Source organism: Pseudoalteromonas sp. SR41-4 (assembly GCF_014163985.1).
GTDB lineage: Bacteria > Pseudomonadota > Gammaproteobacteria > Enterobacterales > Alteromonadaceae > Pseudoalteromonas > Pseudoalteromonas rhizosphaerae.
Window position 1 is genome coordinate 1 of sequence record NZ_JACJEI010000043.1, and the last position, 22,210, is coordinate 22,210.

The window sequence follows — 22,210 nt, forward strand, 5'->3', positions numbered from 1 at the left end:
CTGATTGAACTATTGTGAGCATGAAAAAGCCGACCAAAAATTGTACGTTACTTGGTCAGCTTAGTTCGTTTTCCAGAGTTAGCAAATGTAAAGTTTCACTTTTCCAGAGAAAAATTTACATAGTACCACCATATTCCAATTAGTCTTTCATGCCGTTGGCAATCAAAACCTTTATATCATCAAAAGCATTTAATCCACTTAAAATTGAACAAATGAAAACGCTCACTTGAAATATAGTTACATACATTTCTTTTGATTCAGGTATTGTTTTTAACAATGGGAATAAAAATACCAAAGCGCCCATGATGATGAAAAATATGAACATAAAAATATGTGTAGTCATGTTTAACCCCCGTATTCCAATTAAGCTATTTCTTCTTTTTATTCCATACGTTCAGAGCGTTTTTAAGGTACTGAATTGGCTCAGGCATAGGATGTGTCTTCCCTGGCTTAGTTTTGCGTTCATGTTTCGCATGTTCACGCTCAATCTTGCTCCAATCCTTCGGGTAAAGCTCTTGAAACTTATTAATGAAGTCATCGAATGAATATCCTTCGTTTAACTCACCAACCACATTTTCGATTTTTTCATCTTTCTTCGTTATTACAGCCATTATTTTTCCCTTAAAGCCAGTTGAACATTTTACTTTTGTGAGTAGCGCTTAATTAAACGCCACTGGCAAAAGCTTGAATTGCAACCCTATACACCATGCCTTAAATTAATGAACTCTAAAACACTTTAAGCAATTAATAAGCTTTATGTTCATGAAAAATAACTCCATCAGAGCTCAGCTCTAATGACCAAGCATATTTCCCAGTTTTACCATCAAAATTATGAATAACCCAAGGCTTATGAGTTCCTTCTTGATATCTCCGGCCCAATTCGATAGCGAGAGTTGATTGCACCGATAAGAAAAAGTGGATTTTCTTTACATTATGCTTAGCTGAAAGGAAATCTATCGATTTGAGTAAGGAGCCAGATATTCTTTTGAGATTTTCTTGGTTTAAAATTAAATTGCGTACTAATTTTATTTCTGTCGATATAAAATTAGTACTGTTTTGTAGCGAAATAGGTAGTTGAGCTTTATGGATCTCCGTAGATAACCCTAATGCAATTCCTATATCACCAGTCTCGTTTGGCTCAGCTAATAGCTTGGTATCACAAAGTTTTATATCCAAGTCTTCATCGTTCAATAGTCTCCAAGAGTCTGTGCTATGAATTTTGTCAAAATAAAATATGTTGCTAGCATTTCTCAACAAAGCTCCATAAGCAACTAAAAATGGGATACGAGCTAAGCCACCGATGTAGAGTTTTTCACATTTATCGTGAAGTACAAACCTCTTGAATAAATCCACACAAACTTCAGCGTTATAACGTTCAACTTGTTTTTCAGTATCATTGTTTACACTCAGAACTACTACTTCCCTCGCTTTGCGATGCTCTGACTTACTTAAAATATTCTCGGGAAAATCTATACTTACCCCTGGGAGGCCTGAAATTAAAACCCTAGCAGTATTTCGAGCAAAAGCTTTTAATTCCCAAAAAATCATATAACTACCTATTAACATAGGAGCAAATGATAGAATGAAAGTCATCCATGTCATCTCATTTCTTGTCCACTCAGCCCCTAAAAAAGCAACTTCAGGAGGAAGTATTATTCTTACACAGAATGTTGAGAGTGGACTGATGAAAATAGAAGCCCCAACTAACTTTGCACCAGTTGCTGATAAAGGGTATGACTTACGTTTGAAATCCAATAGTCTTTCAAAAAACCACTTTATACGGCTAAATATATGACGTTCACCCAACTTGGTACTCTCCAATTAACAATATTTGTGGTTTGGAACTTGAATTTTCGCCCATCCAAATTCTAATATGAGTTTGACCTAGAATAACAAAAAACAAACGATTCCCTTCAAATTTTGAGTACCTTAACGCGCTTTCCCAATCATATTTATCGACGCATGAATAGTCTGGTATTGGTTCAGGATGGGTATGCCAAAGACCAACATAAGTAGAGTGCTTGTTACTTTCTAGCCATATCTTATTTACGATAGAGTTATGTCCCTCAGAGCGATAAAACTGACAACGTCCTTGTCTATCTGATTCTTGAGGCTCAGTCAGATCGTCTATCAATAAAGCTCCTTCCGAATTTAGATGCTTACCAATTAAAACGCCTCCTGATTCAGGACTTGTACTCTCTAATTGCTTGAATTTGTATATACGTTTTAGCAAATTGGTAGATATACGAACTAATCCATATCCTTTAACATCGATTTGCCATTCTTTACACATTACAAACCCTACATTCGCTATTTCTTGTTAGAGATATACGTTCTTTTAAAGGCATCTTTTTATATTTATCCGTAACAGTTAAATCGGCTGAATTGTCACCTTTCCAACTTTCTGCAATGCTAGCCCTATTATTTTTCAAAATATATAAAGCTAGTGTAGCAGCCAATTCTGCGGTTCTATTTGAGTCTATAAATGAGAATGGAGTAAAAACTCCCGCACAACCAGTCAGGTTTTTCGATATAGGCTGACCAACTTTTAGAAGCGATAAATCACTTTGAGCATTTAGCTGCTTATCCTTTGTATATAAACATTCATAACAACTACAATGAAGATCGACTGCAATAGCATGTCCACCAATACCTGCGGCTTCACTCCAGCAAAAGACAGCATATTTATAGTTATGGCGTTTCAATAAATTATTTAGTTCCAAATTTACTGATGGAGAGCCCACAGCAACAATAACTACATCACAATTCTTTACATTATTAAAACTTACTACCTCATTGAATTTTTTAGGTATTGAATTCACTTTGATATAAGGCAAAGACTGTTCAATACGAAGTTTTAGTGCAGAAACCTTACTAAAACTACTAACGATACCTGACTTTTCATCTGGTTTATAGTTAAGCTCTCCACCACCTAAATGATGTCTATAAATGTTATCGGGGCTTAAACTATCGAAGTCAATTAACGTTAATTCACCTACACCAGCTTTTCCTAACATATTGGATATTTGGCTCCCAACAGAGCCACAACCAATAATTGCCACTTTCTTTTCGCTAAAGGATTGATCTCCACCACCTCGTTCTATTAGATACTCTTTTGAATTTCTTAATATCGAGTATAGCTCTAGTTCCCAATCTATTGATGTACTTAGCAGCGGATGTTCACAGTGATGACTGGAAGTAAACTTCAGTAAAAACTGAGTTCTTTCACCACTTGTTCTGGGCATAGTTAAAAAGATATAAAAAGTATTATATGGGCGGTATTTCTTTGCTAACCTGAGCGCTCTTTGCCAATTTTTTTTACTTACCAATTCGAGAAGAGAAATAAAATACTTAACATTAAAATCTTTCCCTGAAGCGGGTGGGAGCTTTGCACCATCCAATGGCAGATGCATTATTTTTTCTCTACGGCACTTATCTAATGATTCTATATTACTAAATCGAAGAGGTAATGATTCATTTTTATGTGAAATCATAATAGGGCTAGAATACTTTCGGCCTTTTATTTTTTCAGGTTGACTCACCCTCATATATAAAGTTTCTGTGGATTTACTTGGATGATAAAAACTATATACTTTTTTTACTGGAGCAAAATAACCTTCCAGCTCATCTAACAATTCATCTTGATATATTTTTAAGCTGATACGATCTAGAAGCTTTACAATATCTTCAATATAAAGAGCTAGCACTTCATTTGGTCTAGAGTAGTCTGTAAATAAGCTGTCACTTTCTTCTAAGCAAATAACACCGGATTGGTTAACATGTGGTAGCACCCCAATCAAATCAGTGTTACGTAATACCGCTTTAGGTAAACTGTATGGAAATCGATCTGGAAAATATATAGAAATATCCCATAATAATTTCTTACCAATTAAGTGAAAATTAAACTTCCTTTCTTCTTCTTCGCGAGACAGCTTAATACATGGCAACTGAAGTACTGAAATCAGGCCCTGTAACTCAGAGTGAGTCATGCATTATTTCCAGTTGTTACATAGGGTGGCGTATTAGACTGTTTGCTATCTTCTACTAAAGGAAAATCAGTACTAAAAACTTTTCTAAGAATTTTACTACTTTCAACTTCAGACTCTTCATCTTTAGCTGCTTCCAAGGCTTCAAGTAAATTCACAACTTTTGTATAAAATGCGTCTTGCTGGCCTAATGTCATTTTGTAATAGACATTTTTGTATGGCTCTACTGGCAGGCTTATATCAATACACCATTTCAAAGTGCCACTTTCTTGATCCCAGGCTTGGTTAAAGCTACCTTTAATGTCTTTAACTACAATAATAAGAGCATCTAGATCACTATCTGTTTGGTATCTAAAAGCTTTTCGGGCCTGAATGGTCAAACCAATGGAAGGTGGTGCATTATTACCGTTGTCACTAAAAGCCTTGGCTTTCCATTTTTTCAAGAAACGTGCAATCCTGCGAAACTGTTTTTTATGCTCAGCTTCGGTAGCAATATCACTAATCCATTGTTTTAATCCTTTGGGATCTGCAATCCACCATTTTCGGTTTTCTACTGAGTACTCTTTCCCCCATGCAATATGATAATTTTCGTTGTTTTTAGAGTAGATGGCCAAATCAACATGGTAACCACTAGCATAATTAACTGTAATACATGGTTTGTTGAACTCAACGGTTCGATTATGGTGTTTATTAAGCTTATCAAACACCAATTTCTTGAGTTTGTTTGAATCATACTCACCGTTTGTTATGTCAAAAATAATCCCAACGTCTATGTCGTAGTGACCACTGATAGGCTTAACACCTGTGTTCATTGCATATGAGCCAAGGTCAATTTTGCTAAAAGTCAATGCCTTATCTGTATTAGGAATTTTCTCGTCTTTTAGTGAATTTCTGAGCTCACTTATCAGAAGGTCCCGCTTCTCTCTGAGAGTTGAATTTTCATCATACGTTCCCATCTTTATTGTCTCATTGAACTTCTCAAATTGTGTTTGTAGTATTGCCATGAGTACTCCCTTACTGGTTTAATTGCATTAACAAATCTATTGATGAATTTTTTAATTATGCTGACTTATTTTGAGGGAGTTGTCGATAGTAATTTTACTTAGCTGTTTAAAGTCTTTATTTATACGATTACCGCTATCTCATTCGCATCGCTAGAGTTAGTTATTGCGAAGTAACCTCTTAATAATTTCTGTTTTCACTTTTAGCTAGGCTTATGGATTACTTAAAACTATAATATTCAGTCATTGTTTCTGGAAGTTTATGCTGATAACGAAGGAGCCAACCGTAGCCCCCAAATTTTTATCTAGTTGTAAACGCGAAATAGGATCATTCAAGCAATTCATGATAATTCGAACTTCCTTTACCAAAACTCGCTCTCTTTTCTCCCAATCCACTTTTGGTTTTGGCTTAAACTTACAAGCTTTAGGTAAAGTATTTTCCAATCAATTAGTCTGCTTACTTTATTTAATAATATTGTGCTTTTTAAGATAAGCAGCCACTGCTTCTGGTGTTCCAAATGCACCAATCAACATTTGTTCTGCATGTTGTTTGCTTCCTTTATCGTCTGCATTTAAAAGCAGCTCATACCAAGTCTTAACCAAAACCAGCGGAGGTTCTTTCATCATTTTTTCCAATATCAAAATAGTTTATCGCCAAACCCCCACACTAAGGTGTTAACTGATATAAATGCAGCACTTTGCAGTTTGATTGATTCTGTAAATTTAAAAATGACATCAACTGCAATACGCCCACCCCATTGACCACCTGTTAATGCTTCTGTCTTGGCCTTGTCATTGAATCGGAGTAGAAAAAAATCAATAAATAGAAGTATCGCCGTATTTAATGCGCCACTTCTAGCAAAAAAACCACCTTGAGACTGTTCGCTAATATCTAGATAGCAAAAGAGACAGAATATCAAAATATGAAAAACTAAAACTGTACAAAAAAAGGTATTCGTGTGTGAGTTATATTTAACTTTGGCACTGTTGAAATCTTCCTCTGTCTTTAAATTATTTTCTTGCATATTTTACCAATCAATTAGTCTGCTTACTTTATTTAATAATATTGTGCTTTTTAAGATAAGCAGCCACTGCTTCTGGTGTTCCAAATGCACCAATCAACATTTGTTCTGCATGTTGTTTGCTTCCTTTATCTTCTGCATTTAAAAGCAGCTCATACCAAGTCTTAACCAAAACCAGCGGAGGTTCTTTCATCATTTATTCCAATGGTTACTTTTTTATTTTGAATTAAAATTGCTAACTGTTAGTTGAAGCAGTGTTTTTAATGAAGTCTTTTATTAGGCGATTGAAATCACTTCCAGCAGCATCATCCTCGCCGCTTACTACCAAATTAAAGCTTTTAGTCAAATAATCGGTTAACTCATCATCAATACCATCGATAACAGAATGAGCGAATTTAATAAATTCATCAACACAAAATTCTATACCTTGCATTTTTGCACTAGCTAAATGAATACCTGTAAAATCAACATCTAATTCCATAACCTACTCCCGTACTCCAATGTTAGAGTTATATTGCTACAGATACTAACTTGTCCAAACAATGTAGAATGTTTATTACGATGTCGTTCTGTCGCTTGAACTCATTCTCTATGAAAGGAATTGCATTAGTTTCTGAGAATTTTTCCGTTCCTCCAGGTTCAGTTTCAACCTCTTCGAAGATGAACTGGTAACGCTCTTTGTCCTTTTCCTTTAAATTGAAGTGGGATTGCGCCCTTACTATAATTGAATGCTTAGTTTGATTGCTCAGCCTGCAGAGGTGTTTATAGTCAGAGTTATTGGTGAGCTGACCTAAAAGAGATAATAGCTCCAAGGACTCTGGGAATTTTTTAAGCTTCTCTTTTACATTGTACAAGGAAACTCTTGAGGGGGTTATCCATGTACTATCGTTATGGTTAAGACAAAGGCCAAGGTAAATTACAAACCCCACTATGTCTGAGCACGAATGTAACGTTCTAACAATAGCGATAATATTAGCTCTACAAGCAAGTGTAAATTCAAAATCTTTGTTATTCACCTCGGTATTTACACTGAACCTAGATCTAAATAAACTACTTTCTGTAGGGTTATTCCGCATATGCTCGTCAAGCAAAGCATGTAATGTACGGTAGTGGTAGCTGCATAGCATTTGAGTTTCAGTTATAGAACTAATTGCCCTATCCAATTTTGATATATCTTTTTCTGATTGCTTATATTGAGCATAGTGAAGCAGAGATTCTCGATTCCAGCTTTCCATTTGGTTTATTCCATTAATTTTTCGGTAAATGTATATCAATGAATTGCTGCTTCGTTAAAATGCATTCTTGCCCATTCTTCTCAAAAGTCACTGAGTCATATGGTGTATTTATTTTAAAACCGTTAAAACCTAGCAAGTAAGCCATAACTATTAATTCTTCGTCTGCCATTCAATTCCTTGTTACTTTAACTCAGTAGTGGACAATCATTTTTTGCCACCTCGTTATAAGTATTTCAATTAGTGTGCTTTAACGGCTTCAACAGCCATTGTTAACTGGTCATCTGCAAAGGACGGTTTAAAGCGAAAACCAATTCGATACAAACAAGTCATTAACTTATCAATGCTGAATTTATCAATTCGGCCATTAACCAAATCGCTTACGCGAGGTTGAGTTAGCCCTAATTGAACCCCTGCATCGGCCTGTGACCAATTTTTAGCATTGATAATGTCACGAATAACAATCATCAGATCTGAGCGCGTCTGTAGTTCAGAGGCTTCAGCTTTATCTTCTGTGATTGCATCAAAGATATTTGAGTATTCAAGAGTCATCTTAACAACCTTATTGTTTAACTTATAATCACTATATATCAGCTTTGATATATATACAAGTAGTGATATGTGTCACTTGATTTCTTTTTCCATTAATTTGTATCGTTTCTTCGCAGTGTCCATTGCCTGTCTATCTACTCCGTTAGTGGTTTTGGTAAATGAGTGCAAAATAAAAACAGTGTCAGCAAATTTAGCAACATAAATCGTTCTGTATGCTGGTCTGCCGTTTTCTATCAGTTCAACCGCGCCAATACCTACACTGTCCTTTAAGTGCTTAAACTTGCTAAATGGCTCTTTGTTTTGACAGATAGCGTTTAAATCATTTGCAAAGCGCTTTTGAATTTTATCAGGCAACGCTAGAAACTCTTTTTTTGATTGATTGTTTATAAACTTAAACTTTTTCAACTTCCTAATGTCCTGTCACTTTAATTCTTGAATATACGCTATTGATGGCGTCTGATAATTGCAGCAAATTACCGTTGTATTTGTCTGCTACCACTTGTCTCGATGAGTAGCCAAATAGATCAGCGACCTCCCCATGTTCAGCATTTTTAGCAAGATGAATGACTAGCGAATCTTCAAAAGTTTTCGCTGTAGCCCAATCAAGGCCAGCTTTTTTGAGCAGCGTATTAACCTTAGTTCTCAGGTTCGTAGGCTGAATGTTAATGCCAGTTTTTACGGCTCGCTCACTCATAGCAAAGCCGCTCAATCTGTCATTAAGCAGCGCTGGCGCGTACTTGCTAAAACCTCTGTATGTATTCAGGTTATGCTTGTACTCTGGCGGCAGCTCTTGCCGTTCGTACCAATCGAGATAGATCTCTAGCGCTTGGCAAAAAACTTCTGGCACTTCAATTATTCGGTCTTTTTTATTGCGACTGAAAGCGGCTGGTAAAACCCACTTTCTGTAAACCTCACCCTTATCGCTAATTAACTGGTGCAAGCGCAATAAATTCTGCTCAGTGAGCGACAAAGGAACGTATGCGAGCTGGCTTACTAGGTATCTATCTTTAAGTTCATATTTACCCGCACAGGCTTTATTAAAGAGTGAATCAATGTCGTTTTCAGTAAATATCTGCATCAGCATGTTTTAGTTGCATAATCTTAATAGGTAACAATGCAATATAGATTACACTATCACAGTGCGATAACAAGGCAATTCATGCAATACGGTAGGTGTCATATTGGAATAGTAAGCTAAAAGGGTTTACTCTTATCTGTTCACTCAGGCATATATAAAGCTTTACATTGCGAAAACGGACAAATGTCACTACAATAAAAGACAGATGTCTTAAATGGTAAGTTTCTAATGAGTACACTACAACATAAAAGCACACGGCCCGACTTTCTCAATGTCGTCACGCTTGGTAAATTAAATACACACTCAAACCCCATGGCTGAAATAGCCACAGCACAAATCGGGATCACAACAGCCGGTTTGCGTGCTTTTTCTACGTTAATGCATTGGGAAATGGGTGTTATAGCCAAAGCACTGGGGACGACTGAACGCACTTTGTTACGCAACAAAGAAAAGCCCTTAAATAAACAGATCAGCGAGAATGCGCTAGAAGTAGCAAGATTATCAAGCTTTGGTGCGGGATATTTTGGTAATATCGACAACTGGAATACGTGGCTAGACACGCCGAACGTCCAATTTGATAATCAACCACCGCGTTCAATGATGAACAGTATCCGTGGGCGCGAATTGATACGAAGAGTTATTAACGGACTACAGTATGGATTTACCGCGTAATGATTGTTTATCGTATAGGTCCTAAGCAATATAACAATGTGAGCAACTGTCTTTCAGGGTTAGGCGGCATGGTAGCGGAGGGCAGATGGCATTATGCCGGTGCACCCATTGTTTATACCGCATCAACACGCTCACTGGCAATGCTTGAGCGGTTAGTTAATGACTCTCAAGAAATTCTTAAAGAAAATCTAAGTGTCGTTATTATACAAATTCCAGATACTTTGAAGGTAAAGCGATTGGTTGAGGGTGAGCTTCCTGCGGGTTGGAACGCATACCCGTATGCTGCGGATACTCAGTCAATTGGGAGTGACTATTTAATGTCCGAAGAGGCTGCTGTACTCCAAGTGCCGTCAAGTCTATGTCCAGAAGAATATAACTTTATTATCAATCCCCAACATTCCGATGCAAGTAAAATTAAATGCATTGACTGTTCTGACTTTGTTTACCCAAATCGTCTAGCTACTAAGCTGTAGTAAATAAATTATTGATTATAAGAAACACTTCTTTATGGTATCTACCTTATCGGCAGGTACCATTACCTCCACTGATGAAAAGTCGAATTTATGTAACGCAATAATACGATGCCTACCGTCACCAACATACGGCAATTTTTCTTCTGATAAATAAACCATTGGCATATCAATTTCACCGTTAGCAATTGCATTTTTAACTTTATCGTATCGTTCGGCGTGCAAGCTCAAAAAGTGCTCTTCATTAAACGCTATTAGCTTTTTTATACCAACGCTTATGGTCACCAGTTTAGAGCCACAAAATTTCTGATCTGTTTTGATGAACCTTAACTTAGTTGGTGGCTTATATTTGGAGCATATGGGAATTTCTTGTACAGAGTAAAAATTGAATTTTTCTATTCTAGTTCTTGCTAATCGCTCAGGGAACGAAGAAAACAAAGCTAAGTTTCTTGCCCTGGATTCTGGCGCTAAATATTTCGGGGCATCAACAGCGCCCTCACCAAAAATATCATCAATGGTTAAATTGCATTTAGTTACTGTCATACTAAAAGTTCCTTTTAAAGTTAACTACTCAAAAGCTTCATCAGGCATTGGCCAAACAAAAATTTGTTTCTTATGCTCAAACAAAGGGCATCTTTCAATAACCCCTTTATCGTAACCAGTTATAGCGCTCAATGCATTTTTGGGATTTGAATACACTTGAGCTGCTTCGGGGGTACTACCCCACCCTCGTTTATACTCACTGCCCATTGGCTCAGAGAAAGCTAAATATTCATCTGTGTCTGTTTTATTGACAACAAACACACATAACACAACGCCTGTTGAAAGCCCTATTCGCTTTAGTTCGGCTCGGGTTGGGACACGTACATCAACATTTGACTTTTTCTTTCCGTAAATAGTCACGAATTTATCCATTGTTTGCGTGAAAATCTAAGCTATATAAAAAACTAATTAGAGTAAACAAGCATATTCAATAACCTTTAGCACGCGCATAGCTATTTGAAAGCGGCTCTAAATTATTTCCATCAATGACTTTAGAGCCTTTTAACTCAGACATATCAATAAACGCTGGTCTATTACTACTGTAGTAGTCAACGTCTGCTCGTAACCTGTCTATATTTAATATACCTCTTTTAAGTGCTTGAGTGCATCCTCTTTCAAAACTATCAAACTCCGCACTATCTTCACTGTAGGGGTTTTTAGAGTAATTGCCTGACTTTAATCCATCATCAAATGACATAAAACCACCGTTAACTGTTTTTTTACACAGTGTAGCTTATCTAGTGTTTTTCCTACACTTTAAAAAGCGGTAACAACGTTAATTATTAATTGCTTGTTTTGGTTTTGTATAACTTTTAGTTACCTTAATTTTGAATGAGTAGCGCAATTTATGATAGATGCTAACTTGGATAAAAATTATTATTAGGGTGCATAATAAAATGTCCAAAGTTAGTAAAACAATTTCTACATTAAGAGATTTGTATTTGAGGGGCTACGTACCCCAAGTAGGTATAAGCGGCAAGGACTCCTTTTGTGTAGCGCACTGTGCTGCGGAAGCGCTAAAGCAGGCGGTGTTGGTTAATCCTAATGTTGGGCCACTACATGTTACTACGGTTGATACAACAATAGACAATTTTGAAATAATGGATTTTCTAAAAGATTGTCATTTAGCTTTAGAGTCGTACGGGGAAGAGTTCAACTTACCAATTGTATCAACTTTTATACAGCCTAAGACGCAATCAAGGCCTCTCGTTCAGTATATCGGTCGCGGCCTTTTGTTAAGAACAATGAATAATCAGGTTGGCAGACGGCAATGCACATCAGATTGGAAAATAACCCCCTTAATCGATTTTACTAAGCAACTGAAATCTAAGTATCAAACAGATAAAATATTAAATCTGTCAGGCTCCCGCTCCTCGGAATCCAAAGCACGAGCGGTAGCGCTTGACCTACGAAATGAAACAATTGACGTAGTTACATTAACAGATATGGGCTACAAACTTGCGCCGATAAAAGATTGGACGATAAATGATGTTTGGCAGCTTATTAATAAAATTGAAAATGGTGATGTTGAATCTTTTGGTGAAGATCTAACGGCTAATTTAAGAATGCATTATAGCGCAGGAAATTCGGGAACTTGTGATCTACTTGTAGGTAACTCAACTGTAAATAATAAGCCGTGTTCGTCCAGATTTGGCTGTACTTTGTGTAGTCTTGTTAAAGAAGATTTAAGCTTAAAAAATCAAATTCAAACCTCTAATAAACAATACGGGTATATGTCAGGAATTTTAGAGTTGAGAAATTATATGTTTAATACTCTTAATGATTTAGAGCTAACTCGTGCTAGATATAGTAAGAAATTACTAAACAATAAATTTATTAAACTCTCTTTTAATGACTACTCAATTGAATACCGTATGAAATTGCTGCAATTCACATTAACATTAGATGCACTAGAAATTGAAAGAGCGGAGGAAGCAGGCGAAGACCCTAAGTTTCAGCTGATAGATTACCCTAGCATTGTTGCAATTCAATTTTACTTTGCAAGAGAAGGTGGTGAAAATTGGCCTGGTCAGGCAATCAAAGCTTGGCATGATGTGCACACATTGGGTAATCGTTACGGTATACCTAAAACTGAGTATGTTGAACCTAAAGCAGCAGCGATCGGTGACAGTGAGCGCTACTTTGATATTGCAGACGCAATCGATAATATCGGCGCAGTAGGTTTGGTTACTGATGAGGAGGAAAACTTACTCCAAAGCCCTCATCGCGTATCCAGTGCTTATGACTCTTTTTTAACGCTACCTTTTGATAACGTAAAGAAGTTCACTATTGGAGAGAACGGGAAAGCTTGGGAATATGTTGAGGAAATTTTTCCATTATATTTAGATAATAATGCACTTAAAACTGGAGTCTGCCCAACTATAATATTAAAGGATATGATAAACCTTGGTGTTATACAGATGCCTCAAAGTCAGCTTTACCGGCTTCATAACCAGTGTAAAATAGCTCAACTGGTAAATTATTTAACCGCAAATAGTATTAAAGCTGAGGACTATTACTTGCAATTCCCAACAAAAGTAAATGATGTGGATTCATTGCCCAGTCAAAACGATGATAAACCTCAGTTATGTTTATTTTAAAGCAGTGCACTGCAGAGTTCTCACCCTTGTATGAGGGGGTTTTATGCAGGGTTTGACTTTTAGAGTTGAAATATTATATTGCATGGGAATATGGCTCTTAAGTGTAATTTATGGTACTTAAAAACAGACCAGTGAAGCGACTGTTAAGGGAGCAACCTAAAGGTGAAGGAAAACCGAGGTTGCATTATGATAGTAATAGTAGCTCTACATTACACTTCCTTGGTCTGCACTTTAAATTTACCGTTGTACATTGAGTTAGACTTGAAGAAGCACATATAACGAGGAGTAATTTTTATGGGTACGCAATTAAATCAACTTAGCGAAGATCTTCATGAGAAGAACCAAGCATCTAATTATTTTAAATTCGAGATTGGGCTTTCAGGTACCGGATTACCGACCGCGCAATGGCTTATGAACGTCACTTCACAATCAGACATTCGATCGGTCATTAGCGTGATAGTAAAAGGCATGTTTGATACTGAGGATAACGATCAAATTTCAGGACGGTATCTCAAGGTCCGTGGAAAAGACGGTTCAATTCAGTGGGCTTCTAAGAAAATATCTAGTGATAGACCTGATATATTAACTTGCGCCCTTCCATTACCGTTTAGTGAGGATTAGATGTAGGAGTAACTGTTGCACCTAATTTTAAGCTCAGTGAACATAATGCCGGTACAACTGCGGTTTCAGCAACTGGCGGTACTTTTCTAGTTGCTGGAATATTTCAGATTTTTAAAGGGAATCAACTTAACATTGAAGTACGAGGTACAGGCACCCAAAGCTCTGTGATACCGTTCAAAACATTTGCTTTAATGTGAATGGTGAGTACTTATAGAAGATTAAACGTATTGGGGAAATATCTATATCATTCAGTTTTGGAAATACTTAGGGTGGCTCTGGCGCGGCCTGCGAAGACAAATAAAGCGCCAAAGCCAAAGGTGACATTTTAATCTGTAATGCATTCTTCCTCAAGAAAGTGCAAACTATCTTCTACATTTAGTACAAAATATTCATGAGTTTTGGGTCTATAAAAACCATCAAAATCAATTTTTCCAGCATTCTGGATTTGAACAAGGTCTTTATGAAATTCAGAGTGTGACCATGCCCTACCATAAATTTTAAATAATATTTCAACGTGGTTCCCCGGAAAACTTAGCATTTTTAGGGTTGTGCTTGGTTGAGTTTTAAAAACAATCGGTTCATGATTCGGTATGTTGCTGCAACCAAAGTTAGCATATCTCTTAGCATCAAGTTGATTATCACTAAGCCACAACGTCCCTTTTACTGGTTTACCAGGTTTATGCGCACCACCGTGGTATAAATACAAGGGTAGTTGACCATCGTGCATTGTAAGCATTGAAAAGTGCTCATATAACCGTTCATTAATACGTATGGGTTCAGGCAGTGATAGGACCTCTTCTTTTGAGTTAATTTCTTCAACATGCTCACCATCAGTTGGCCGATTTTCAAATAATTCTTTCAAAAGCTTTAGTAACATTGGTATTCTCCTGCAGCCAATTCGACACTTACTATTACTTAGCAAGTGCTACCGGTAATTCATTGAAGTTGGTTGTGTAGCTATTTGGTGCCAGGTCGTCTCTTGGCTTCCAACTTTGCTTGAAACCCTGCACGCCAAACCTAATGACATTGTTGCCAAACTTACTATTTATTTCATCACTTACCGTAGTCATTTTATTAACGGTGAAATCACCAGAATCATTAAACAAATTTAGTTGAATATTGTCATTCTTTGATAATAACTGATTGAAGATAACGCCAACTTTTTTGAACTGATAGCCCTCCTGGTAAATCTTTTCTAAAGCAAACATTGCGTATCTAATTAATACGTCCGAATCTGCGCAATGAAAAGGCAACTTCACTTCAATGCTTTTACGTAACTGTGGCTGAGACAGCCTAAACACATCCGTTGAAACAAATATTGTCATGCTATTGGTGAACAACTCAAACCGCCGTAATTTACCCGCTCCAGTAGAAACGTGTGAAGACAGCGCACTTTTAAGCTCATTTAAATCTGTAACAAGCTTACCCATGCTTCTAGAAACACAAATGCTATCACGGCCTTCGTTAAGATCCTTTAGCTGCACTGCATTTATACCGTTGAGCTCTTGTATAGTACGTGATAAAACGACACCAAACTTTTGTTTCGCCTCTACAACATTAAAATTTTTTAATTCCAAACCGGTATTAACACCCAGCAAAGTAAGCTTTCCCGCCGTTTTTGAACCGACTCCCCATATATCGCTTGCTTTGACTCTTTTAAGTACCCAATCAACCTTTTCAGGGGTATCGAGCACAGCTACACTATTGGTTTTGGCTTTCCATGCATTAAGTTTAGCTGCATGAGAAGCAAGTTTAGCAAGTGTTTTTGTGTGCGCGACACCGACACCCACACCAATGCCCAAGTTCTTAGCTAACGTATTTTTAATATGTAAAGCGTATGATTTAGGATTTGGTGCCATGGCCGTGTCAATACGGCCAAAGCTTTCATCAATTGAGTAGCGGTGGCAGTCAAATAGTAATTCTTCTAGTTCTGTGTGAAAACGATTGCTCATATCTCCAAACAAAGTAAAATTACTGCCCCACACATGACCATTGCTGTTTTGAATTAATTCTTTGATTCTAAAGTGGGGCTCACCCATTTTTACACCTAGCGCTTTCATGGGTTGATTTCGCGCTATAACATTGCCTTGGTTTGAACTTAACACACCAAGCGGCGTGGTATTAATATCGTATTGCGGATTAAATAGCTGAATAAATGAAACATATGCAGCGTTAATATCACAGAGAACCCACATCAAAAAATGCTTATAGCGCTAGTGACAACGCCCCATATAACATTTTCATCCCAATTATTCTCATCATCAAATTCGACCACGATTGGCTCGTACTCTGTATTCGAGCTTTGAAATATAGCCCTGTTGTTTTCGGGCTCTAACTTTAAACGCTTAACAACAAACTCGTTATCAAGTGTTGCAAGAACGACTTTACCGGAAGTGGCCTTTAGAGATTTATCGACGATAATGATTGCCCCATCCTGAATGTCTGGAACCATGCTATCGCCAGCGACTTTAAACAGAAATGAACTGTTCGGCCGCGCCATTAACAGCATATCAAGACTAATAGGTTGAGTTAAACAATCTTCCGCTGGGTTTGGAAAGCCTGCTGAGGGTTTAAATTCAGAAAGTGAAAATACGTTGAGAGACTTGATGATAGGCGTTGGCTGCATACACAAAACCACTGGTTGAATATACAGTTATTTTATGGCCAACAATTAATACATGCAAGCTTTGTTTTTACGTTACACTTTGATTAATTATTCTAGCTAATTGAGGCGTTATGCGAATACCAAAATCCTATGGTGTCTACTCTACTAAAATAGCTCATGTAGAATTTTCATTGATAGCTCATGAGGCGTATGGGCTAATACTCCTTAGTGACAATTTTAGCTGTAAGGCTGAGTTGTTACATAGCTCAATAGTACAACTCCAAGAAGGCTGGTGTTTAACCCGGTTTAAAGACGAGAATGTTTTAAACATCGCTTCATTTACGGAGACCGAATTCAACCAACTACAAAGTGAGTTTGGTATTAATCGTTATAAAAATTCGTTCGAGGCGCCATTTACTAATAAATATGGCTCTCGTAAAATAAACTTTATGACTGCGCTTTCAAGGTGGTCAAAGAAAAACACCACAATAGCTAAGCGCATAAAAGCCAGCCCACATATGGATGTGAGTATTTATGATTATTTAAATCAAAAAACTTAACCCGCTGATCACACATCATCCCAGCTTGCCTTGTTTTCGCTCTCTTTTTGCGTGTTAGCATCCAAAGGGCGTATTCTAGTAGGGGCATATAAAATAGCATTAATGGCACAATTCTTAACTGTTTGAGCCGAATATTGCTCTCTATATCCCTTAATTACATCAACATGAGCCAAGTTTGCTTTGTAGTAAACTGTAAAATCTGGGCAGTCCAGATAGTGCATTTCGCTTGGGCAATTAAGCATGGCCACTTCATCATGCCTTGATGAGCCTTTAGATGTTACAAAATAGCTATGTGTACCTATGTCAAAATTTCTGCAATTAATCGTAAAGTATGCAGTGTTCTTTTCAACATTAATTGGACTTAACTCTATTAATTTATGTTTAATTACATCATTCACACCAAATTTCAAAGTTGGTATGTCAGTAGTAGTGTTTAAAGGGGATGCCATATAAGCGCCCAAAGCAATAGCGGCAAATATAGCCAGCGCAGCAGCTCGCTTAAGCATATCCTCTTGACGCTCTAATTTATGATTATCCATCTAATGCGCTCTCACAAAAAATAAAAGGCTATTATCACAAGTTATATAAAAAAAATTAAAATTTAGAGCGCATGAATAGTGCCCTTGTAAATAAGGGCGATAACACCAACGATCATTCAAAAATCATTCGTTTTCTTTATACTATTGAAGTTGCAACTTTGTTGATTGAACTCTTTAAGGTAAGCTCTTGATTTGGCGTAGTTTTGATATCTTATTAAAATAGGCTTGGCATTAGCAAATGTGGATAAAAAAACAGTTGAAACTAAAGTAAAAACAAGTCTCCCCACCCCCCACCTCTAAAGTCATAAAAATAGTAAAAAACACATGATATCATTAGATAAAATATATATTCACAATAAATTATCTATAACTTCTTGATATAGATCTTCATCATTCACTCGAACGTATAACTCGGTCGTAGAGACCTGGTTGTGGCCAAGCAAGAGAGAAATTTTCTTGATAGGCACACCTCTGTTGTACAGGTTGGTGGCGTAACTACGACGTAAAGAGTGCGGAGGTGGAGCTTCATATTTACAGCATAATTTAAAAATCGCATCGGCACTCATGGTTTTTTTTTGCAAATGACCACCCTTTAGAATCCGTACAAAAAGCGGCTCATCTTTATTAGAATACAAATGAATATCAAGCCATGTATTTATCGCCTCTAACACAACAGGATGCAGTGCAACTTTTCGTTCTTTATTACCTTTACCTATCACCCGTAATGCCTTGTCTCCAACATCACCTATTTTCAAATTAACAATTTCTTGCCGACGTAAGCCACAACGCAGTAACACTGAAAATATTGCATAATCGCGAATCTTTGAAGCATTTTCACAAGTTTTTTTAGAAATCATTCCTAATAACGACTCTACTCCATGATGATCCAGCAGGTTATATTCTTTATTCCTTGAGCCCGTTTTAGGCTTCACCATTTTAATAGCGTCACGCTGTAGAGCACTCATTTTTCCAAGTAAGTAAGCGTGCTCAACAACTTGTTTAACAATTGCAATGTAGAGTGTAATTGTTTTTGGCGAATAATTTTCATTAGACTTGAAGCTATTAATCAGAGTATTTAATGCAGTAGCATTGAAGTTTTGCCAATTAATATCATAGATTGAATCTCTGCCAATATGCTTCGCCACAGCTTTCAGCACACGTGCAGCCGTTTCTTTTGAGGCTTCAGAGTTAAGAGATAAAATATAATTATATATCGGACATTTCACATCTTTGTATATAACTGTCTTTTTATACATGCTATTGGCAGCAACCAAATCATGACGAATTTCAAATAATTCTTTTGCAAATCGTGTCAAAGCTTAACCCTTCTATGTGTTTTGTTTTAGTGCAATTAAAATAAAATGCTTCATTGTTAATCTTTAAATTTAACCCGTACATCATAATTAAACACTTTACCGCCACCGATATAACCCTAGATATTAGCGGGCAAACTTTAATGTCAACCCCCCCCCCTGTGCAGGAACAATAAACTCTGTAACCTTGGGGTGATCGCTTCACCCCAAGGTTACAAACTTTATTGTCTCTACACACCCCCACTATAACAGGTAACTTCTTCATGTTAAAAATAACTCTTGTAAATGGGTATTTACGATACCTATTTTTATGTTAAATTGAGCTTTAAATAAAAAACTCAGGCCAACTCACCTAAGTTTTTAAAATATAAATTTAACTGTTTTTTTTACTTTTAACACTAAAAATCATTACATTAATGGTGGTGAACAAAATTAAACCTAAGCACGCAGTCAAATACTCTGCAATTCGCGCAACAAATAAATTGTGTGCCACACCCGACAATATTAAGGATAGTAGTAATATAAACAAAGGTATGATCAATTGACTTACATAACACGATAGTAAATAAATCGCACCGTTCGGGCCCTCCATAAAATTACACTTTTTATAAATATAAAAAGTACATAAATGACTAATCAAATAAATTACAACAAATAAAAAAACTACCATGAACCAACCCTTCTGGACAGATTGTTTCTAAATTATGTCACAGTTTATTATCTAGGCTACTAAGCTAGAAAGGGCGAATATAGTGGTTCTAATTCATTTTTTATTCAGAAAATGAGAATTCTATTAATGCTAACTATAAAGTACAAGGATTTAGATGGCTTGATGTGAATGGGTTCGTGAGGATTGTTAGTTCTATCCTGGCATCAGGACTTCTCTGAAATAGATGCAAATGAACGACGCAGCGGTATTTAATGTTTAATTTTATTCTTTAACACATACAAACCACCAGCAAGTGTAAATATTGTAATAGTTATGACAATAACTGTCGCAATTTGAATTGTACTCATAAATATCTCCTGTCAGGTCTATTAATAATTATACACAACTCTATAAATATGAAAAGCGCGCTTATATTAGTTATCTTTACTAGCTTCAAATTATTAGCTTGTGGCCATAAAGGCCCGATAAAATTGATACAACAAACGTAATAATAGCTGCAGGTAAGTTAATCTCACTTAATGAATTTAAAGTTGTTTCAAAAATATTGGTGGCATTGGTGTAAGCATCAGTAGTGAAGTATCTCCAACTGAAGAACGAGCATGATGCGACAGAAAAGACAAAGACACCCAGCGCTCCACTGATTAGCTTTGATAACGTGTAAGAGCCAGTTACTAAAACCGATAGAAAAACCAACATTATTAACATTTAAATATATACCCGAATTAGTTATAAGCCATTGTTTTTATTTTTAATATCACCAATATAAACTATGGAATTATTGACCTACTTATTTGACTTGCCGACTGCACTAACCTTTCCATTTGACCATCTAATGAAGAGGGTGTTCCCTACTCGCCATTCAGTAATCTTTTTTATCATCCTTCCAATTTACCTGTATTAACACTGCCAAACCACAGAATAAGGATGCCAAGCACGGCACAAGCGACGATCCCAAAAACAACCCAAAGAGGGTCAACATTTGCCAATATTAAACTAATCATATTTAGTAGTTCCTACTTTCTTTTGCATAGTAAATCTATAGCTGTCTTCTGTTTTTTTACTTCAACTAACAAGTTCATCTTATGCGTGTAAGTATCCTGTAATTTGGCATCTGTCTCTTTTAGCGCAGATTTTACAGATTCGAGTTCTTTGGTTAATGCTAAATTTTCATCATTTAACGCAGTTAAATGTTTATCTTCTGATTCCGCTATCTCATTTAAATTAATGTGATTAGGGCTTATATCATTATTATAAATTTCAAAATTGTCAGTTTCTTCCTGTAAAGCTAAATTAGAAGCTTTCAGCGTTTTTAGTTCGTTTTGTAATGCAGTTTTTACTTCGGTGAGTTCATTAACTTTATTTTTATTGTCTTCTAGCGCCTGGGTAGCATCTTCAAGCTCTGCATTAACTTTTTCATTCTGCTTTATAAGGGCTTCATTACTTAAGAGTAATTTAGCGTTTCTTTCATCTAGCGTTTGTGCGAGAGCCTTGCTTTCACTAGCTAATGCTTTCTGTGAAGTTAGCTCTTCTACTAGTTCTTGGTTCAACCTACTACTAGACAGATTTTTTGTTCTCAACTGTTCAATTTGTGTATCTAGCTCCTTTACGGCCAGAGAATGCGTGCGAGTCAGTTCCTCCAGAGCTTTTTGATATTGTGCATCATTTTCTTGATTTTCATTAGCAAGCTCTCGACTCTGCATTAACTGCCTCTCAAGTAGCTCTATCCTTGTTTCGCTTGCCACTTGCTTAAGACTCAATGCCTCATATTCAGCTTTGAATTGTGATAGTTCTTGCTCGGCTATTAAACGCTGACTATTAGCTTCATTAAATTGGTTTTTATAGCGTAGTTCTGCCTCTTTTTCCTTTAGCGCCAATTCATCCATAAACGATTGTGCAAAGTTAGATGACAATGCAAATTTGTTATCAAACCATTCCTTTTGCTCTTGGGCCCTAATAGTCTTCCAAGATAGTAAGTGTTTATGAGCTGTGCTCGTGCTTTTAATTTCAGGGATCAACGACAAAAGCATAGGAATGTTAGGCTCAATACCTTTTTTTACTAAGTTATTACACAACTCATGAATCATTTTTTTGTGATTTAATGAAGTGGTTTTTGCAGACATTGGTATTACCTACTTTTAAACATGATTGAATTATACACACGCTTGTTCATATAGGCAATTACGGCAAATAATGTCGCTCTTATCGCGAAACAATTTCGCCATTAGCGAGGGAATAGTTTCGCAATTAATTACAATATGAACGAACTTAAAACCAGACACCAAAAGCAAAGAAAGCCATATAAATCATTGTTTATATGGAGCTTTATACTTAACCACCAACTAGGTTAGTTATTTTAATTTAAATTTACAGAAATAAAAATATCAATAACTGTAAAATATCCATGTTAAATACAGAAAAAAAACGCGAAAGCTTTCGCACTAACTTTCGCAGTTTTTACGAAATTTTGTTAATAAATTCCGTGATAATTTATATCTGTAATAAGAGCTTTTATATACAAATACATACTAATTGTGTTGATTAAAATATATACAATTCTAGCTATATCTTCACTATTTCCAAACTTTATAATTGCAGCGTAAAAAAATAATTGGCAAAAAATTGATACAAAAGCATAAGCATAACGCTTTGTTGTAATAGACATACATTTTCTCCAGTTTTTGTTTGTCACATACTCAATTTCTGCAATAAGCCAGCCACATTTTTTCAAACTATCAAACAAGCATTT

Annotated in this window: 30 protein-coding genes; 5 read left to right on the plus strand and 25 right to left on the minus strand. The window is 36.3% G+C overall.

The genetic code is table 11. The features are described from left to right. Positions 1-139: 139 nt before the first annotated feature. The 15 genes from H5180_RS21610 to H5180_RS23685 form a co-directional block, all read right to left on the minus strand. Positions 140-343 carry a hypothetical protein gene (locus H5180_RS21610; RefSeq protein ID WP_182759069.1) on the minus strand — a complete coding sequence of 68 codons (204 nt, stop codon included), beginning with the start codon at positions 341-343 and terminating at the stop codon, positions 140-142. Between the two features lie 25 nt (positions 344-368). Beyond that, positions 369-611 (minus strand): hypothetical protein, encoded by a 243-nt coding sequence (locus H5180_RS21615; protein WP_024589346.1) that lies wholly within the window; start codon positions 609-611, stop codon positions 369-371. 133 nt (positions 612-744) lie between these two features. Continuing rightward, positions 745-1,806: an SAVED domain-containing protein gene (locus tag H5180_RS21620; protein WP_024608796.1), complete on the minus strand. Its 1,062-nt coding sequence runs from the start codon at positions 1,804-1,806 to the stop codon at positions 745-747. Beyond that, positions 1,799-2,293 carry a Mov34/MPN/PAD-1 family protein gene (locus H5180_RS21625; protein ID WP_024589343.1) on the minus strand — a complete coding sequence of 165 codons (495 nt, stop codon included), beginning with the start codon at positions 2,291-2,293 and terminating at the stop codon, positions 1,799-1,801. Before H5180_RS21625 ends, H5180_RS21620 begins: the two co-directional genes overlap by 8 nt. Continuing rightward, complete coding sequence (locus H5180_RS21630; protein WP_024589342.1) at positions 2,286-3,989, minus strand: ThiF family adenylyltransferase; 1,704 nt, start codon at positions 3,987-3,989, stop codon at positions 2,286-2,288. The genes H5180_RS21625 and H5180_RS21630 overlap by 8 nt, the downstream gene beginning before the upstream one ends. Further along, positions 3,986-4,990 carry a nucleotidyltransferase gene (locus tag H5180_RS21635; protein WP_024589341.1) on the minus strand — a complete coding sequence of 335 codons (1,005 nt, stop codon included), beginning with the start codon at positions 4,988-4,990 and terminating at the stop codon, positions 3,986-3,988. Before H5180_RS21635 ends, H5180_RS21630 begins: the two co-directional genes overlap by 4 nt. Before the next feature lie 459 nt (positions 4,991-5,449). Beyond that, the gene (locus H5180_RS21640) at positions 5,450-5,614 is read right to left on the minus strand and encodes a hypothetical protein (RefSeq protein WP_182759070.1); all 165 of its coding nucleotides are present in this window, start codon (positions 5,612-5,614) and stop codon (positions 5,450-5,452) included. Positions 5,615-5,625: 11 nt separating this feature from the next. After that, positions 5,626-6,012, minus strand: coding sequence for a hypothetical protein (locus H5180_RS21645; RefSeq protein WP_182759071.1), 387 nt, complete (start codon positions 6,010-6,012; stop codon positions 5,626-5,628). Positions 6,013-6,040: 28 nt separating this feature from the next. Then, positions 6,041-6,205 carry a hypothetical protein gene (locus H5180_RS21650; protein WP_182759072.1) on the minus strand — a complete coding sequence of 55 codons (165 nt, stop codon included), beginning with the start codon at positions 6,203-6,205 and terminating at the stop codon, positions 6,041-6,043. 39 nt (positions 6,206-6,244) lie between these two features. Continuing rightward, on the minus strand, positions 6,245-6,490 hold the full coding sequence (locus H5180_RS21655; RefSeq protein WP_182759073.1) for a hypothetical protein: 246 nt from the start codon (positions 6,488-6,490) through the stop codon (positions 6,245-6,247). A 28-nt stretch (positions 6,491-6,518) separates the two neighbouring features. Beyond that, positions 6,519-7,244, minus strand: coding sequence for a hypothetical protein (locus H5180_RS21660; RefSeq protein WP_182759074.1), 726 nt, complete (start codon positions 7,242-7,244; stop codon positions 6,519-6,521). A 13-nt stretch (positions 7,245-7,257) separates the two neighbouring features. Next, positions 7,258-7,413: a hypothetical protein gene (locus H5180_RS21665; protein WP_182759075.1), complete on the minus strand. Its 156-nt coding sequence runs from the start codon at positions 7,411-7,413 to the stop codon at positions 7,258-7,260. Between the two features lie 68 nt (positions 7,414-7,481). Further along, positions 7,482-7,793 (minus strand): helix-turn-helix domain-containing protein, encoded by a 312-nt coding sequence (locus H5180_RS21670; RefSeq protein ID WP_182759076.1) that lies wholly within the window; start codon positions 7,791-7,793, stop codon positions 7,482-7,484. A gap of 72 nt (positions 7,794-7,865) precedes the next feature. Continuing rightward, positions 7,866-8,198 (minus strand): type II toxin-antitoxin system RelE/ParE family toxin, encoded by a 333-nt coding sequence (locus tag H5180_RS21675; protein ID WP_182759077.1) that lies wholly within the window; start codon positions 8,196-8,198, stop codon positions 7,866-7,868. A gap of 4 nt (positions 8,199-8,202) precedes the next feature. Further along, positions 8,203-8,877, minus strand: a complete 675-nt coding sequence (locus H5180_RS23685; RefSeq protein WP_259399603.1) for a hypothetical protein — start codon at positions 8,875-8,877, stop codon at positions 8,203-8,205. A 222-nt stretch (positions 8,878-9,099) separates the two neighbouring features. Here H5180_RS23685 and H5180_RS21690 point away from each other — a divergent pair, with 222 nt between their 5' ends. After that, positions 9,100-9,543 (plus strand): MbcA/ParS/Xre antitoxin family protein, encoded by a 444-nt coding sequence (locus H5180_RS21690; protein ID WP_182759079.1) that lies wholly within the window; start codon positions 9,100-9,102, stop codon positions 9,541-9,543. Then, entirely contained in the window at positions 9,543-10,016 is a 474-nt protein-coding gene (locus H5180_RS21695; RefSeq protein ID WP_182759080.1) for an RES family NAD+ phosphorylase, read from the plus strand. The genes H5180_RS21690 and H5180_RS21695 overlap by 1 nt, the downstream gene beginning before the upstream one ends. A 15-nt stretch (positions 10,017-10,031) precedes the next feature. Here the strand turns inward: H5180_RS21695 and H5180_RS21700 are convergent, their stop codons facing one another. From H5180_RS21700 to H5180_RS21710, 3 genes are all read right to left on the minus strand, one after another. Then, positions 10,032-10,556, minus strand: coding sequence for a hypothetical protein (locus H5180_RS21700; RefSeq protein WP_182759081.1), 525 nt, complete (start codon positions 10,554-10,556; stop codon positions 10,032-10,034). A 24-nt stretch (positions 10,557-10,580) separates the two neighbouring features. Further along, positions 10,581-10,916, minus strand: a complete 336-nt coding sequence (locus H5180_RS21705; RefSeq protein ID WP_182759082.1) for a hypothetical protein — start codon at positions 10,914-10,916, stop codon at positions 10,581-10,583. 67 nt (positions 10,917-10,983) lie between these two features. Further along, positions 10,984-11,253 carry a hypothetical protein gene (locus H5180_RS21710; RefSeq protein ID WP_182759083.1) on the minus strand — a complete coding sequence of 90 codons (270 nt, stop codon included), beginning with the start codon at positions 11,251-11,253 and terminating at the stop codon, positions 10,984-10,986. A 199-nt stretch (positions 11,254-11,452) separates the two neighbouring features. Between H5180_RS21710 and H5180_RS21715 the strand changes: the two genes are divergently transcribed. Then, positions 11,453-13,156 carry a phosphoadenosine phosphosulfate reductase family protein gene (locus H5180_RS21715; protein ID WP_182759084.1) on the plus strand — a complete coding sequence of 568 codons (1,704 nt, stop codon included), beginning with the start codon at positions 11,453-11,455 and terminating at the stop codon, positions 13,154-13,156. Between the two features lie 294 nt (positions 13,157-13,450). Next, complete coding sequence (locus H5180_RS21720) at positions 13,451-13,777, plus strand: hypothetical protein (protein ID WP_182759085.1); 327 nt, start codon at positions 13,451-13,453, stop codon at positions 13,775-13,777. Positions 13,778-14,102: 325 nt separating this feature from the next. On the opposite strand, the gene H5180_RS21725 is transcribed toward H5180_RS21720, so the two are convergent. Genes H5180_RS21725 through H5180_RS21735 form a run of 3 tightly spaced genes read right to left on the minus strand, consistent with a single transcriptional unit; the run spans position 14,103 to position 16,403 of the window. Beyond that, a complete protein-coding gene (locus tag H5180_RS21725) occupies positions 14,103-14,654 on the minus strand; it encodes a hypothetical protein (RefSeq protein WP_182759086.1) in 552 nt (183 codons plus the stop codon). 34 nt (positions 14,655-14,688) lie between these two features. Continuing rightward, entirely contained in the window at positions 14,689-15,972 is a 1,284-nt protein-coding gene (locus H5180_RS21730) for a Y-family DNA polymerase (protein WP_182759087.1), read from the minus strand. Continuing rightward, positions 15,972-16,403 carry a LexA family transcriptional regulator gene (locus H5180_RS21735; RefSeq protein WP_182759088.1) on the minus strand — a complete coding sequence of 144 codons (432 nt, stop codon included), beginning with the start codon at positions 16,401-16,403 and terminating at the stop codon, positions 15,972-15,974. The genes H5180_RS21730 and H5180_RS21735 overlap by 1 nt, the downstream gene beginning before the upstream one ends. 110 nt (positions 16,404-16,513) lie before the next feature. Between H5180_RS21735 and H5180_RS21740 the strand changes: the two genes are divergently transcribed. Beyond that, positions 16,514-16,942 (plus strand): hypothetical protein, encoded by a 429-nt coding sequence (locus H5180_RS21740; protein ID WP_182759089.1) that lies wholly within the window; start codon positions 16,514-16,516, stop codon positions 16,940-16,942. 8 nt (positions 16,943-16,950) lie between these two features. Here H5180_RS21740 and H5180_RS21745 read toward each other — a convergent pair whose 3' ends face one another. From H5180_RS21745 to H5180_RS21760, 4 genes are all read right to left on the minus strand, one after another. Then, the gene (locus H5180_RS21745) at positions 16,951-17,481 is read right to left on the minus strand and encodes a hypothetical protein (protein ID WP_182759090.1); all 531 of its coding nucleotides are present in this window, start codon (positions 17,479-17,481) and stop codon (positions 16,951-16,953) included. Between the two features lie 350 nt (positions 17,482-17,831). After that, positions 17,832-18,797 (minus strand): tyrosine-type recombinase/integrase, encoded by a 966-nt coding sequence (locus tag H5180_RS21750; RefSeq protein WP_182759091.1) that lies wholly within the window; start codon positions 18,795-18,797, stop codon positions 17,832-17,834. 1,680 nt (positions 18,798-20,477) lie between these two features. Beyond that, positions 20,478-21,584, minus strand: a complete 1,107-nt coding sequence (locus tag H5180_RS21755; protein ID WP_182759092.1) for a hypothetical protein — start codon at positions 21,582-21,584, stop codon at positions 20,478-20,480. Between the two features lie 347 nt (positions 21,585-21,931). Beyond that, positions 21,932-22,126: a hypothetical protein gene (locus H5180_RS21760; protein ID WP_182759093.1), complete on the minus strand. Its 195-nt coding sequence runs from the start codon at positions 22,124-22,126 to the stop codon at positions 21,932-21,934. Positions 22,127-22,210 lie beyond the last annotated feature (84 nt).